This window comes from Sphingomonas kyeonggiensis (genome assembly GCF_014204495.1).
Classification (GTDB): domain Bacteria; phylum Pseudomonadota; class Alphaproteobacteria; order Sphingomonadales; family Sphingomonadaceae; genus Sphingomonas; species Sphingomonas kyeonggiensis_A.
On sequence record NZ_JACHLN010000001.1, the window covers coordinates 128,553 to 141,390 of the forward strand.

General features: G+C 66.9%; 13 protein-coding genes. 6 read left to right on the forward strand and 7 right to left on the reverse strand.

Features of this window, described 5'->3' with window-relative positions; all coding sequences use genetic code 11:
• The first annotated feature begins 681 nt into the window (after positions 1-681).
• The 4 genes from HNP52_RS00575 (at position 682) to HNP52_RS00590 (ending at position 3,937) form a co-directional block, all read left to right on the forward strand.
• Positions 682-1,341, forward strand: coding sequence for a PepSY-associated TM helix domain-containing protein (locus HNP52_RS00575; RefSeq protein WP_184160999.1), 660 nt, complete (start codon positions 682-684; stop codon positions 1,339-1,341).
• Between the two features lie 14 nt (positions 1,342-1,355).
• Positions 1,356-1,883, forward strand: coding sequence for a DUF2271 domain-containing protein (locus HNP52_RS00580; protein WP_184161002.1), 528 nt, complete (start codon positions 1,356-1,358; stop codon positions 1,881-1,883).
• Between the two features lie 20 nt (positions 1,884-1,903).
• Complete coding sequence (locus HNP52_RS00585) at positions 1,904-2,839, forward strand: DUF4198 domain-containing protein (RefSeq protein WP_184161005.1); 936 nt, start codon at positions 1,904-1,906, stop codon at positions 2,837-2,839.
• A gap of 213 nt (positions 2,840-3,052) precedes the next feature.
• Complete coding sequence (locus HNP52_RS00590; RefSeq protein WP_184164840.1) at positions 3,053-3,937, forward strand: FAD:protein FMN transferase; 885 nt, start codon at positions 3,053-3,055, stop codon at positions 3,935-3,937.
• A 202-nt stretch (positions 3,938-4,139) separates the two neighbouring features.
• Here HNP52_RS00590 and HNP52_RS00595 read toward each other — a convergent pair whose 3' ends face one another.
• From HNP52_RS00595 to cobT, 5 genes are all read right to left on the reverse strand, one after another.
• The gene (locus HNP52_RS00595; protein ID WP_184161008.1) at positions 4,140-4,823 is read right to left on the reverse strand and encodes a Fe2+-dependent dioxygenase; all 684 of its coding nucleotides are present in this window, start codon (positions 4,821-4,823) and stop codon (positions 4,140-4,142) included.
• Positions 4,817-5,542, reverse strand: a complete 726-nt coding sequence (locus HNP52_RS00600) for a tetratricopeptide repeat protein (RefSeq protein WP_184161011.1) — start codon at positions 5,540-5,542, stop codon at positions 4,817-4,819. Before HNP52_RS00600 ends, HNP52_RS00595 begins: the two co-directional genes overlap by 7 nt.
• Before the next feature lie 12 nt (positions 5,543-5,554).
• On the reverse strand, positions 5,555-7,879 hold the full coding sequence (locus HNP52_RS00605; protein ID WP_184161014.1) for a TonB-dependent siderophore receptor: 2,325 nt from the start codon (positions 7,877-7,879) through the stop codon (positions 5,555-5,557).
• 125 nt (positions 7,880-8,004) lie between these two features.
• Positions 8,005-8,256 (reverse strand): ribbon-helix-helix domain-containing protein, encoded by a 252-nt coding sequence (locus HNP52_RS00610; RefSeq protein WP_184161017.1) that lies wholly within the window; start codon positions 8,254-8,256, stop codon positions 8,005-8,007.
• Between the two features lie 28 nt (positions 8,257-8,284).
• Positions 8,285-10,111: a cobaltochelatase subunit CobT gene (gene cobT / locus HNP52_RS00615; protein ID WP_184161020.1), complete on the reverse strand. Its 1,827-nt coding sequence runs from the start codon at positions 10,109-10,111 to the stop codon at positions 8,285-8,287.
• 54 nt (positions 10,112-10,165) lie between these two features.
• Here cobT and HNP52_RS00620 point away from each other — a divergent pair, with 54 nt between their 5' ends.
• A complete protein-coding gene (locus tag HNP52_RS00620) occupies positions 10,166-10,555 on the forward strand; it encodes a hypothetical protein (RefSeq protein ID WP_184161023.1) in 390 nt (129 codons plus the stop codon).
• On the opposite strand, the gene HNP52_RS00625 is transcribed toward HNP52_RS00620, so the two are convergent.
• Both HNP52_RS00625 and cobS read right to left on the reverse strand, forming a co-directional pair.
• Complete coding sequence (locus HNP52_RS00625; RefSeq protein ID WP_184161026.1) at positions 10,552-10,752, reverse strand: hypothetical protein; 201 nt, start codon at positions 10,750-10,752, stop codon at positions 10,552-10,554. The two genes, HNP52_RS00620 and HNP52_RS00625, sit on opposite strands and share 4 nt — an antisense overlap.
• A complete protein-coding gene (gene cobS, locus HNP52_RS00630; RefSeq protein ID WP_184161029.1) occupies positions 10,749-11,753 on the reverse strand; it encodes a cobaltochelatase subunit CobS in 1,005 nt (334 codons plus the stop codon). Before cobS ends, HNP52_RS00625 begins: the two co-directional genes overlap by 4 nt.
• Before the next feature lie 184 nt (positions 11,754-11,937).
• Here cobS and HNP52_RS00635 point away from each other — a divergent pair, with 184 nt between their 5' ends.
• Entirely contained in the window at positions 11,938-12,600 is a 663-nt protein-coding gene (locus HNP52_RS00635; protein ID WP_184161032.1) for a hypothetical protein, read from the forward strand.
• Positions 12,601-12,838: the final 238 nt, after the last annotated feature.

The following is a 12,838-nucleotide window of genomic DNA, read 5'->3' on the forward strand; positions in this document are numbered from 1 at the left end:
CCCGGCTTTCGCCGGGGAGCAGCCAAGCAACCGCCAGAAGATCACGGCGCACCGCGCACGCGGCGTGCCCCCTCAATCCTCCCCCGGAGGGGGAGGGGGACCGCCGCGAAGCGGTGGTGGAGGGGTAGCGCGCCTCAAGCTTCAAAGCCCGTGGAGAATACCCCTCCACCAGCTTCGCTGGTCCCCCTCCCCCTCCGGGGGAGGACTGACAAAAACACCCAAAGAAAAAGCCCGGCCGGTCCTTCGGGACCGACCGGGCTTTTCTATTGCAGACCGGAAAATCAGGCCTTGTCGACGCGCCGCGCCGGCGGCGTACTCCGCAAGATCAGGTACATGCCCCCCAGGCAAGCCGAAACACCCACCACGCAAACCACTGCCAGGCCGAGATAAAGTGCCGACATCCAGTCCTCCCAAGTCTTTATCTGGAAGGAAGCTGCGTAATTTCTTGAAGAACGGCAAGAAACATTCGTAGCTGCATTGCAACGCAATTATGCTGCAACTGCGAAATAACCGGCCTCGCCGTATCGATACGAGACAGGGACTCCGGGCCATCTTGGGCGGCGCCCGCGCACCCGCAAACGGCGCAGAATCAATCGCTCCCCGCGCCTTCCCGGGTTTGCAATTGCGAATCGTTCTCGTTATCGCGCCGTAATCGAATCGAACCGGAATCGCTCACCCAAGATGCACGCCCCCTCCGCCCAGGCAGAAGAACTGGCCAAGGCCAAAGCCAAGCGCGCCCGCAAGAGCTTCTGGCTGAAGCAGCTGCATACCTGGCACTGGATGAGCTCGGCGATCAGCCTGATCGGCCTGCTGCTGTTCGCGATCACCGGCTTCACCCTCAATCACGCCGCGGACATCGAGGGCTCGCCCAAGTCGGTCGAGCATGCCGTCCAGCTGCCCGCGCCGCTGCTCGCCAAGGTAAAGGCGGACGACCTGCCCGACGCCAAGAAGCCGATCCCGGCCGATGTCGCCAAATGGGTGCAGGACCAGGTCAAGATCGACGCGAGCGGCACCGCCGAATGGTCGGCCGGCGAAATCTATCTCGCCAAGCCGCGCCCCGGCGGCGACGCCTGGATCTCGATCGACCGCGATACCGGCGCCGTCACCAGCGAGAACAGCTCGCGCGGCTGGATCGCCTATCTCAACGACCTCCACAAGGGCCGCAATTCCGGCGGCTGGTGGAAGCTGTTCATCGACGTCTTCGTCTTCGCCTGCCTCGTCTTCACGCTCACCGGACTGGTGCTGCTGTGGATGCATTCGAAGCATCGCAAGAGCACCTGGCCGATCGTCATCGCCGGCCTCGTCATCCCGGCGCTCATCGCCATTTTCCTGATCCACTAGGGGAGCCCAAGTCCATGCAGTATCGCATCACCGGCCTCACGCTCGTCGCGATCGGCGGAGCGGGCCTGCCCACCGCCGCCGGCGCGCAGACCATCGATCTATCGGTCACCATTCCGCAGATGAAGGTCGCCGAATATCACCGCCCCTATGTCGCGGTGTGGCTGGAGAAGGAGGGCGCCGCCCCCCGCACGCTCCAGGTCTGGTATGATTTCGACGGCCGCAGCGCCGAGGGCGCCGGCACCAAGTGGCTGCGCGACATGCGCCAGTGGTGGCGCGTGGTCGGCCGCGGCATGAGCTTCCCGGCCGACGGCGTCACCGGCGCCACCAAGGGCGCGGGCACCCACAAGATCGCGCTGGTCGGCGGCAAGGGCGCAACGCCCGCGCTCGCGCCCGGCAACTACAAGCTGCTGGTCGAGGCTGCGCGCGAAGTGGGCGGGCGCGAAGTCGTCAGCGTGCCCTTCACCTGGAACGGCAAGGCCGTCACCGCCACCGGCAAGGGCGCGAGCGAGCTCGGTGCCGTCACCGTCTCGATCAAGCGCTGATATCAAGGGGGAATAGAGACATGAACTTCCGCAAGCCGCTTCTCGCCGCAGCCGCCGTCATCGCGATCGCCGCGCCCGCCGCCATCGCGCATCGCCAGTGGATGCTGCCGAGCTCGACCACCGTCTCGGGCACCGATAACTGGGTGACCGTCGATGCCGCCGTGTCGAACGACCTGTTCTTCTTCGATCACCAGCCGATGCGCGCCGTGCCGGCGGTGACCCAGCCCGACGGCACCGAGGGCAAGGTCGAGAACCACAATGTCGGCCGCTTCCGCGCCACCTTCGACCTGCACCTGACCCAGCAGGGCACCTACAAGGTCGCCGTGGTCAATGAAGGCGTGTTCGGCAGCTATGTGCTGAACGGCGAGCGCAAGATGCTGCCGCGCGGCACCAACACCGCCAATCTCGCCGCCGCGATCCCGGCCGGCGCCACCGATGTCCAGACCGCCGAGAATGTCTCGCGCAACGAGATCTTCATCACCCAGGGCGCGCCGACCAACACGGTGTTCAAGGCCAGCGGCAAGGGCATCGAGCTGGTGCCGATCACCCACCCGAACGACCTGGTCACCAATGAGCCCGGCAACTTCCAGTTCCTCAAGAACGGCAAGCCCGGCGCCGGCCTCAGCGTCACCGTCATCCCCGGCGGCATCCGTTATCGCGACGCGCTGCACGAGCAGGTCCTCAAGACCGATGCCGAGGGCAAGGTCTCGATCAAGTGGGGCCAGCCCGGCATGTACTGGGTGATGGTCAACGAAGGCGGCGAGCGCGGCGAAGGCCCGGGCGCCGGTGGTCCGGGCGGCGGCCAGGGCGGCCCGCGTCCGCAGCCGGCTCCGGGCGCTGCCCCGGCCGCTCCCGGTGGCCCGCAGGCCGGCCCGGGCGGTCCCGGCGGTCGTCCGATGGGCCCGGTCCGCGCCCGGGTGAGCTATGTCACCACCCTCGAAGTGCTGGCGCCGTAGTTCCAGCCCCTTCCTTTTTCTCGTCATCCCCGCGCAGGCGGGGATCCAGGGTCACGAGCGAGCCGCTATCCGGCTCTGGATCCCCGCCTGCGCGGGGATGACGGTGAAGCAGTGAGCGCAGAACCCCGCATCGCCATTCCCCCAAATCTCTCGCCCGCGGCGTTCCATCGCCGCCGGGCGGGGGCCCCTGTCATTTCCTGCGCGGGCGAGACGATGGGGACCAGCTGGTCCGCCCGCATCGTCGCCCCGCCCGAGGGCATTGCCCTCAAGATCCAGGCCGAGCTCGACCGCGTCGTCGCCGAGATGAGCCATTGGGCGCCCGATTCCGCCCTGTCCCACTTCAACCGCAGCGAACCCGGTCGCTGGCAACCCCTGCCGATCGGCTTCGCGCAGGTGCTGGCTGCGGCGCTCGACGTGGCGGAAAAGAGCGGCGGCGCCTTCGATCCCGCGATGGGCGCGCTGGTCGATCTCTGGGGCTTCGGCCCGCCCGGCCCGCGCACCGGCCTGCCCGGCGATAGCGAAGTCGCGGCCGCTTGCGCCTTGTCCGGGCGTTCCCATATCGAGCTGGACGGCCGCCGCGCCCGTCGCGATGCGCCGGTGCGGCTCGATTTCTCGGGCATCGCCAAGGGGCACGGCGTCGATCGCGTGGCCGAGATGCTGCGCAGCATGGCGCTGCCCGATTTCCTGGTCGAGGTCGGCGGCGAGCTGCGCGGCGAGGGTATCAGGCCCGATGGCCAGCCCTGGTGGGTGGATTTCGAATCCCTCCCCTCCAGCGCCCCGGCAAGTTTTCGCGTCGCGCTCCACGGCCTGTCGGTGGCGACATCGGGCGATTATCGCCGCAGCTTCGCTCATGAAGGCCGCGACTACGCCCACACCCTCGACCCGCGCACCGGCCGCCCGCTGGAAAACGGCGTCGCCTCGGTAACCGTCCTCCACCCGGTCTGCATGCTCGCCGATGCCTGGGCAACCGCGCTCAGCGTGCTGGGCCGGGAGGGCATAGCGCTGGCCGCACGCGAAGGGCTCGCGGCGCACATGGTCGTGCGCGAAGGCCCGGCTTTCGTGGAACACCTCTCCCCCGCCCTGCAGGCGATGCTTTAGCCAGGTTGCAATGCAGGATTTCGACTGCCGGGCTCCCGCGGCCGGGGCCTGTAGGAAAGATAGGATCACGACCACGCAACTCTATTGCGAGATGCGGCGCGTCCCCGTCAAAAGGCCCCAAATTCGAGCCGCGAAAACCCGTTCCTGGCCTGTACTTTGTGTACTTCCGCGCGTCGGCCGCCCCGGTCTGTTGGAAGTCAGCTCAGGCGTCGGCCCAGCGGCGCAGGAGGTTGTGGTAGACCCCGGTCAGCTCGATCACCGAGCGGTCCTCATTGCCCAGCGTCGCCACCAGCCGCTGCACCGCCTGGTCCGTCTCGAACAGGATGCGCCGCGCGCTGTCGTCGCGGACCATCGACTGGATCCAGAAGAAGCTCGCCACCCGCCGCCCGCGCGTCACCGGCACGACCCGATGCAGGCTCGACGAGGGATAGAGGATCGCGTGCCCCGCCGGCAGCTTGACCGATTGCGCGCCGAACTGCCCCTCGATCAGCAGCTCGCCGCCGTCATAGTTCGCGGGATCCTCGAGGAAGACCGTCATCGACAGGTCGGAGCGGATGCGGAAGTCGGTGCCGCGCTGGATGCGCACCGCATTGTCGACATGCGTGTCGAACCTCTGCCCGCCGCCATAGCGGTTGAACAGCGGCGGAAAGACCTTGAGCGGCAGCGCGGCGGCGAAGAACAGGGGTGACTTGCCCAGCGCGTCGAGGATCATCGCCCCGCCCCGGCGATGCGCGTCGCTACCCTCGGGCAGCTGCTCATTGTCCTTGGCCAGCGCCGATTGCGCGCCGGAAGTCGCATTGCCGTCGACCCATTCGGCCGCATCGATGATGCCGCGCAGCTCGGCCACCTGCTCGGGCGAAAGCAGGTCGGGAATGGCGATCAGCATGAAGTTCCTTCCTTGCGCAGCGCTGCGCTGCCCCGGGTCCGTAGTCGCTCGTCCGGGACCTGCGCCAGCCAGGCGAGCGCCTTGTCGCGGAACACCGGCTTCGCCTCCGCCCCGCACCGCTCGATCCACAGCAGCGCGCCGTCGACGTCGCCGGCCTCGGCGAGCATCCGGGCATGGTTGAACATCCCGCGGAAGTCCCCGCCCTCGGCCGCCCGGGCATAGCAGTCCGCCGCCGCCGCCATGTCGCGCGGGACGATCGTGCCTTCCTCGTGGAAACTGCCGACAAAGTTGGTGGACTTGGCGTGGCCCATGGCAGACGCTTTCTGGAACCAGCCGAGCGCGGCCGCCTTGTCCTGCGTCAAGCCGGCGCCGAGTGCTAGCGCCGAGCCGTAATTGTACATGCCCCAGTCGAGCCCCGCTTCGGCGGCGACCCGGAAACACTCCGCGGCGCGCGCCTTGTCGATGCGCGTGCCCCAGCCGAGGTCATAGCAGCGACCCAGCATGTTGAGCCCCATAGGATGCCCCTGCTGCGCCGCCTTCCAGAACCAGCCGAACGCCTCGGCCGGCTTCTGCTGGTCGAGCAGCATCTGGCCGAGCACCGCCTGCGCCTCGGCCAGGCCGGCCTCCGCCCCTTCGCGAATCAACGCCGCCCGCTCCTCCGGCGAACCGGAGAGGCGGGCGGCGATGTCTTCGCTCGACAATGGATCGAGCTGCGTCATGTGCCGGCTATATCAGAACTTGTAGCTGGCCGTCAGGATCGCCGAACGCGCATCGCCGGGGGTGGCCCAGCCGTTATTGGCGCGGATGCGGGTGTAGTAGAGCTTGTCGCCGATATTCTTGACGTTGAGCTGGAGCGACAGCGCCTTGGTGACCTCGTAGGACGCGGTCAGGTTGTGGACGAGATAGTCCTTCGAATAGAGCACCCGCGACAGCGCCCCGCCGACCACCGTGCGCGTCGGCAGGTTGATCGCGAACTTGCCCTGATAGGTCGCGCCATACCCGAGGGTCAGGCCGAACGGCAGGGTGTAGGCGGTGTAGAGGCTGCCCGAGTGCTTCGGGGTCTGCTGGAGCTGCGCACCGGCCGAGGGATCGAGCGCCGCACCCTTCGCCACCGAGCGGATCAGCTCGCTGTCGAGATAGGTGTAGTTGGCGGTGATCTGCCATGCCGAGGTGATGTGGCCGGTGGCGCCCAGCGCGACGCCGTCGACGCGCGAATGGCCGTCCAGCTGCTGATCGGGGACGGTCGGGTCGACCGAAGGCACCTTGTAGCTGTCGCGATCGGTACGGAACAGCGCCGCGGTCAGCAGCAGGCCGCCCTTGAACAGCTCGGCCTTGCCGCCGATCTCGTAGTTCTTGGCGCTCTCGGGCTTCACGTTGCAGGTCGCGGCCGAGCAGCTGCCGTTGACCGTGCTCTGCGACGGGGTCCGCGAATTGCCATAGGCGACATAGAGGCTGATCGGCTCGATCGGCTTGTAGACAGCGCCGACGCGGTAGGAGAGCAGGCTGTTGCGGTTGCCCGTGCGGGTCACCGCCGTGATCTGGCCCAGCGTCGCTGCCGCGGTCGACAGGGTGTAGGCCGCGAACTCGCCGATGTTGCGCTCCCAGCGAACGCCGCCGTTGAGCTCGAAATGGTTCGACAGCTTCATCGTGTCGAACAGGTAGACCGCCTTGTTCGCGACCTCGCTGTGGCTCCGCGCGCTGACGATGAAGTTCACCGGACCGCTATAGACATTGCGGTTGTTCAGGTTCGGATCGTTCCAGGCGTAGGCCGGGATGGTCACGGCCGTGCCATTGGCATTGCGCTGCGAATTGCCCGAGCGCACGTCATAATATTCGCGCGAGAGCGAGATGCCCAGGTCGAAGCTATGCTCGATGCCAAAGGTCTCGAACGTGCCCTTCAGGTCGGTCTGGTTGTAGATGATCTGGTTGCGGGTATCGCGGGTGTTGCCGCGCGAGCCGCCGCTCGGCGTGAACAGCCCCGGGGTGGTGCAGGCCAGGCCGGCCGCGGTGAGGCTCGTCGGCAGGCAGAAGGTGCCTTCCGGGCCGTCCGCGATCGAATATTGCTCGACGTCCTGGTAGCGGGTGAGGTTGCGCAGCGAGATCTTGCTGTTCAGCTCATGCTCGAAGATCGCCGTCGCCTGATCAACATTGCTGTCCTGCTTGTCGAGGTTGCGGAAGCCGTAATAGGCGCTGCGGCTGGTACCCGGCACCTGGCCGGTGAACCAGTTGTTGGTGCTGCTGACATAGGGCACGCCGAACTGCGGGATGTTGTTGTCCTCCTGGTGGAGGTAGATCAGGCTCAGCCGGGTCGGTGCCTCGAGCCCGAAGGTAACCGACGGCATCACGCCCCAGCGCTTGTTGTTCTCGACTTCGCGGCCGGGAACATCGTTGCGGTGATACATCGCGTTCAGCCGGACACCGACGCTGTCGCTCAGCTTCTTGTCGATATCGGCGGTGGCGCGATAATATTCGTCGGTACCGATCCCGGCCTGCAACACGGTCTTGTCGCGGCCGCTCGGGCGCTTGCTGACCAGGTTGATGTTGCCGGCGATCGAACCGGCACCCGAATAGACCGAGTTCGAGCCGTTGGTGACTTCGATCTGCTCGATGTTGAAGTTGTCCGAGCGGGTATATTGCGCGCTGTCGCGCACATTATCGATCGTGATGTCGTTGTTGGCGCTGAAGCCGCGCAGGTTGATGCTGTCGCCATAGCCGCTGCCGCCTTCGCCGGCGCCGAAGGTGATGCCGGGCACCGTCGCCAGCGCATCGCGCAGCGACAGGATGTTCTGCTGCTCCATCACCTCGGCGGTGATCACCGTCACGGTCTGCGGGGTATCGCGCAGCGGGCGGGTGTTCTTCGGGCTTTCCTGCTTCGGCTGATAGACTTGGCCGTTGACCGTGATCTGGTCCTTGTCCTGTACGTCGTCCGACGAAGCGGGGGTATTCGTCTTGTCGCCGTCCGGCCCGTTGGAGGCGTGGGCTGGCGCGCTGGCGACGAAGCCGACACAGGCGAGCGCGAGGAAGGCGGGCGCAGCCGCGCCGGTCGAACGATTCACTTGGGAACCCCCTGTTACAGATTGTTTCGCCGCCAGCTATTGCGAACCAATCTCAGAGTCAACGCTAATGCGACTGGATCGCAACATTGTCGTAAGATTGTCGCGGCCGCAACAGCATGGAAACGTCAGGGGCGATGCATCTCGGCGAGCAGCCAGGTGCGGATCGCACTGGCAAGGTTGGGAGGATCCTCCCCGCTGATCCGGGCATGGTCGATGGCCGCGACCAGTGCATTGAGCGGCAAGGAACGCCCGGCTGCGGCCTGTTCCAGCGCATCCCAGAAGATCGGCTCGAGGCTGATCGAGGTCTGGTGCCCGGCAATGGTGACCGAACGCTTGACCGGCCCCTCGAAGCCGCCTGGGGGAGGATCGATCCTCATTCCCGCCGGCTCGCTCGCGGGCCGGGCATCATTCGGAGTCGAAGAGCGCGGCCAGTTGCTCGACCATCGTGCCGGCGAGCTGCTCGGCGTCCATGATCGTCACGGCGCGGCTGTAGTAGCGGGTCACGTCATGCCCGATGCCGATCGCCACCAGCTCCACCGGCGAGCGCGCCTCGATCCAGCCGATCACCTGGCGCAGATGGCGCTCCAGATAGGAGCCCGAATTCACCGACAGGGTCGAATCATCGACCGGCGCACCGTCCGAGATCACCATCAGGATCTTGCGGTCCTCGCTGCGCCCGATCAGCCGGTTATGCGCCCAGAGCAGCGCCTCGCCGTCGATATTCTCCTTGAGCAGCCCCTCGCGCATCATCAGCCCGAGAGACTTCTTGGCGCGACGCCACGGCTCGTCGGCCTGCTTGTAGACGATGTGGCGGACATCGTTGAGGCGGCCTGGCTGGGCCGGGCGGCCATCGGCCAGCCACTTCTCGCGGCTCTGCCCGCCCTTCCAGGCACGGGTGGTGAAGCCGAGGATCTCGGTCTTCACGCCGACGCGCTCCAGCGTGCGCGCCATGATGTCGGCGCTGATCGCCGCGATCGAGATCGGCCGCCCGCGCATCGAGCCCGAATTGTCGATCAGCAGCGTGACCACCGTGTCCTTGAACTCGGTGTCCTTCTCGCTCTTGTACGAGAGCGACTGCATCGGGTTGATGACCACCCGCGCCAGCCGCGCCGCATCGAGCAGTCCCTCTTCCTGGTCGAAGTCCCAGCTGCGGTTCTGCTGCGCCATCAGCCGGCGCTGCAGCCGGTTGGCGAGCTTGGTCACCGCGCCCTGGAGATGGACGAGCTGCTGGTCGAGATAGGAGCGGAGCCGGTCCAGCTCCTCGGTATCGCACAGGTCCGTCGCGGCAACGACCTCGTCGAACTGGGTGGTATAGGCGCGATACTCGAACTGCGGCGGCAGGTCGCTCCACGGCCGGTTCGGGCGGACGGGCATCATGCCCTCCTCGCCTTCGTCACCGGGCTCGCCGTCGCCATCTTCCATCGCGTCGGACTGCTGCTGCTCGCCTTCCTCGCCCTCATCGGATTCGCGCTGCTCGCCGCGCGCCTCCGCCTGGCCTTCGCTCTGGCTCGACTCGCTCTCGCCTTCCTCGTCGCCGTCCTGCTGCTGGTCGTCGGTGCCTTCGTCCTCACCGCCGCCTTCATCGGCTTCGTCGGGGATCAGGTCGCCCTCGGTCAGCTCCAGGTCCTGGAGCAGCTTCGACGTGAGCGAAGCGAAGGCCTGCTGGTCGTCGATCGCCAGCGCCAGGGCATCCAGGTCGGAGCCGGCACGCTCCTCGATCCAGTCGCGGATCAGGGCCATGCCCAGCGCCGCGGCGGCAGGCGATTCACGCCCGGTCAGCCGCTCGCGGACCATCAGGCCGAGCGCCGTCGACAGCGGCACTTCCTCGCGGTTGCGCGCCCGGGTGATCGGGTCGGCGCGCAGCTTCAGTTCCAGCGCATGCTCGAGATTGGCGGCGATGCCGGCATAGCCGCGCGATCCCAGCGCCTCGACCCGCGCCCCTTCGACCGCGTCGAACACCGCGCGCGCCACCGGCTCCTTGGGCGCGCCCTTTAGATGCATCGCATTGTCGTGGTGGCGCATGCGCAGCGCGAAGCTGTCGGCAAAGCCGCGCGCCTCGGCGACTTCCTCGGCCGGCAGGCCGCGTGAGGGCGCCGGCACCTTGATCTGGCGGCCATCCTGGCGCGGCGCCTCGCCGGTGAAGCTCAGCTCGGCCTCGCGCTCCCCCGAAAGCGCGCGCGCTGCGCCGCCAAGGACATTGCGGAACCGGTCGAGCGGAGAGTCGGCAGCCATGGCGATTGTCTTTGTGTGCCTTGTCCCCCAGGATCAAGTCCGAAGGGGGATTGGATGAAGTTTCTTGACCGTATCGGCCTCGGGCGGATGAGCCACGGGGAATATAATGCCAACCTCACCGGACTCGGCATCTTCTTCGGCGCAGTGCTCGGCTTCGTGATGGCCAGCACCGAGAACCTGACCACCAAGGACTATGTGCTGGTGCTGTTCACCACCGCGGCGATGGTGATCACCATCCTCTATGTCTCGTCGAGCCGGCACCGGATCGCCTATTCGATCCTCGCTTTCGCCTTCATCGCGGCGCTGCCCTATATCCTGGGGCTCTTGGTGACCCCGGGCGCGCAATTGCCGCCCAAGCTCCAGCCGACGCTGGCGGTGTGGCTGGCAATGACGCTGATCGTCGAGTTCAACCCGCGCGACCGCGAGGCCGAGAAAACCGCCTAGCGGCGCCACAATCGCCGCCAGAAGCCGCGCCGCACGGGCGGCTGCGGCGGCGAGGGCTCGACCTTGCCCACGCCCATCCGCTCGTGGATCAGGTCCTTGAGATAAGCATATTCGTCGCCGGTGATCGGCCCGCCCTCGCCCCCGCGCGCCGTCCAGCGGCGGGGGTGGAGCGGATCGTCATCGGCGGGATCGCTCAAGCCTTGCCGACCACGCTTTCGGGCAGGTCCTTGCCGAACACGCGCTGGTAGTATTCCGCCACCTGCGCGCGCTCCGCTTCGTCGCACTTGTTGAGGAACGACAGGCGGAAGGCGAAGCCGACATCCTTGAAGATCTCGGTGTTCTGCGCCCAGGTGATGACGGTGCGCGGGCTCATCACGGTCGAGATATCGCCGTTGACGAAGCCCTTGCGGGTCAGGTCGGCCACGCGGACCATGTTCTCGACCAGTTCCTTGCCGCCCGGCTTGTCGAAATCGCCCGACTTGGCGAGCACGATCTGCGCCTCGACCGCGGCGGGGAGGTAGTTGAGCGTCACCACGATGTTCCAGCGGTCCATCTGGCCCTGGTTGATCTGCTGGGTGCCGTGATAGAGGCCGCTGGTGTCGCCCAGGCCGACCGTGTTCGCGGTGGCGAACAGGCGGAAATAGGGGTTCGGGCGGATCACGCGGTTCTGGTCGAGCAGCGTGAGCTTGCCCTCGGTCTCGAGCACGCGCTGGATCACGAACATCACGTCCGGGCGGCCCGCGTCATATTCGTCGAACACCAGAGCCGTCGGCGTCTGCAGCGCCCAGGGGAGCAGGCCTTCGCGGAACTCGGTGATCTGCTGGCCATCCTTGAGCACGATCGCGTCGCGGCCGATCAGGTCGATACGCGAGATATGCGCATCGAGGTTGATGCGGATGCACGGCCAGTTGAGGCGCGCCGCGACCTGTTCGATATGCGTCGACTTGCCGGTGCCGTGATAGCCCTGGACCATCACGCGGCGATTGTGCGCGAAGCCCGCCAGGATCGCGAGCGTGGTATCCGGATCGAAGACATAGGCCGGATCGAGATCGGGCACGCGCTCGTCCGCTTCGCTGAACGCGGGGATTTCGAGGTCGGTATCGATCCCGAACAGGTCGCGTGCGCTCACCATCTTGTCGGGTGAGTCGAGGATCGTGGTGCTCCGGCTGTCGGGCTGGGTGTTGGGGATGTCCGCCATGTCTTCGTCCTTCCGTCGCCTGAGCGACTAGAAGCTCCCGTGCCGCACTGCAACGGGGATCGCGCAAAAGCCGCGATCCAAACGACCGAGCGCCGGCCCTTCCCTCGAATCGGCTTTCATGGGATCATGACGTCATAGCAACGGTCGCGCGTACACCGATTCTTGTCATCACCTGGGGAAGTCGATGAACTGGAAGCTGTTGTTCCTGGCGCTGCTTGCGCCGCTTGCGGCCTGCGACTGGGACCAGCAGCCAGCCCAGCCGCCCCATCGCCCCCCGCCCCCGGTGACCCGCCCGATCGATCGCGGCCCCGACTGGCTTGCCGCCGTGCCCTATTGCGAGGGCGCACTGCGCCGCGGCCAGTGGCTGGTCTGCGACAACAAGGGCCTGAACTGGCTGCACCGCACGCTCGCCGACCAATGGGCCGAAGATCGCCAGGGCGCGACCCGACAGCAGCTCTGGGTCCAGCGCCAGCAGCTTCAGGCGCTGGCAAGCGAGCGCGACGCCTGCGAGACGGCGGAATGCGTGGCCACCGCCTATCGCCGCTATCTGCGCAAGCCCGATCGCTGGACACCCGCGCCCGGCGGCTGGAGCCCGCCGCCCCGGCCGCGCCCCCGCCCGGTCCATCACCGCCCGCCGGCCCCGAAGTACAACTGGCGCGACAATGGCGCGACCTGCGCGTCGAAGATCGGCTGGCAGAAGGCGGCGCTGCTCGCGCGGCAATGCGCGGTGGTCAATCCCGACGGCCAGTGCGGCCCCCAGCGTTCGTGCGGCGCGCTCAAGACGATGATCCTCGACGGCTGCTGGGACATGGGCGACCGCAAGCCGGGCTTCTGCGGGCGGGTCTAGGCGCTGCCTACAGCGCCGCGGCACCGGCTCGCGAAAGTACACAAAGTACAGGCCAAGAACGGGTTTCCGCGCCCGGAATTTTGACCTTCTGGGCGGAAACGCACCGCATCTCGCAACATGCTTGCGCGCGCGTGATCCTATCTTTCCTACAGGGTCAAAGAGCAGGCGGCGGCAGGCCGGCCGCGGGAGCCCAGCAGGCGAAATCCTACATTGCAAGGCACAGGAGTGATGCCCCCTA

Bases quoted from the DNA above. Each gene is read 5' to 3' on its own strand.
- HNP52_RS00595 (WP_184161008.1), bottom strand. From the start codon at position 4,823: ATGCTGATCGCCATTCCCGACCTGCTTTCGCCCGAGCAGGTGGCCGAG.
- HNP52_RS00620 (WP_184161023.1), top strand. From the start codon at position 10,166: ATGAAGTTTCTTGACCGTATCGGCCTCGGGCGGATGAGCCACGGGGAA.
- HNP52_RS00590 (WP_184164840.1), top strand. From the start codon at position 3,053: ATGGGGACCAGCTGGTCCGCCCGCATCGTCGCCCCGCCCGAGGGCATT.
- HNP52_RS00610 (WP_184161017.1), bottom strand. From the start codon at position 8,256: ATGAGGATCGATCCTCCCCCAGGCGGCTTCGAGGGGCCGGTCAAGCGT.
- HNP52_RS00580 (WP_184161002.1), top strand. From the start codon at position 1,356: ATGCAGTATCGCATCACCGGCCTCACGCTCGTCGCGATCGGCGGAGCG.
- HNP52_RS00585 (WP_184161005.1), top strand. From the start codon at position 1,904: ATGAACTTCCGCAAGCCGCTTCTCGCCGCAGCCGCCGTCATCGCGATC.
- cobT (WP_184161020.1), bottom strand. From the start codon at position 10,111: ATGGCTGCCGACTCTCCGCTCGACCGGTTCCGCAATGTCCTTGGCGGC.
- HNP52_RS00600 (WP_184161011.1), bottom strand. From the start codon at position 5,542: ATGACGCAGCTCGATCCATTGTCGAGCGAAGACATCGCCGCCCGCCTC.
- HNP52_RS00635 (WP_184161032.1), top strand. From the start codon at position 11,938: ATGAACTGGAAGCTGTTGTTCCTGGCGCTGCTTGCGCCGCTTGCGGCC.
- cobS (WP_184161029.1), bottom strand. From the start codon at position 11,753: ATGGCGGACATCCCCAACACCCAGCCCGACAGCCGGAGCACCACGATC.
- HNP52_RS00575 (WP_184160999.1), top strand. From the start codon at position 682: ATGCACGCCCCCTCCGCCCAGGCAGAAGAACTGGCCAAGGCCAAAGCC.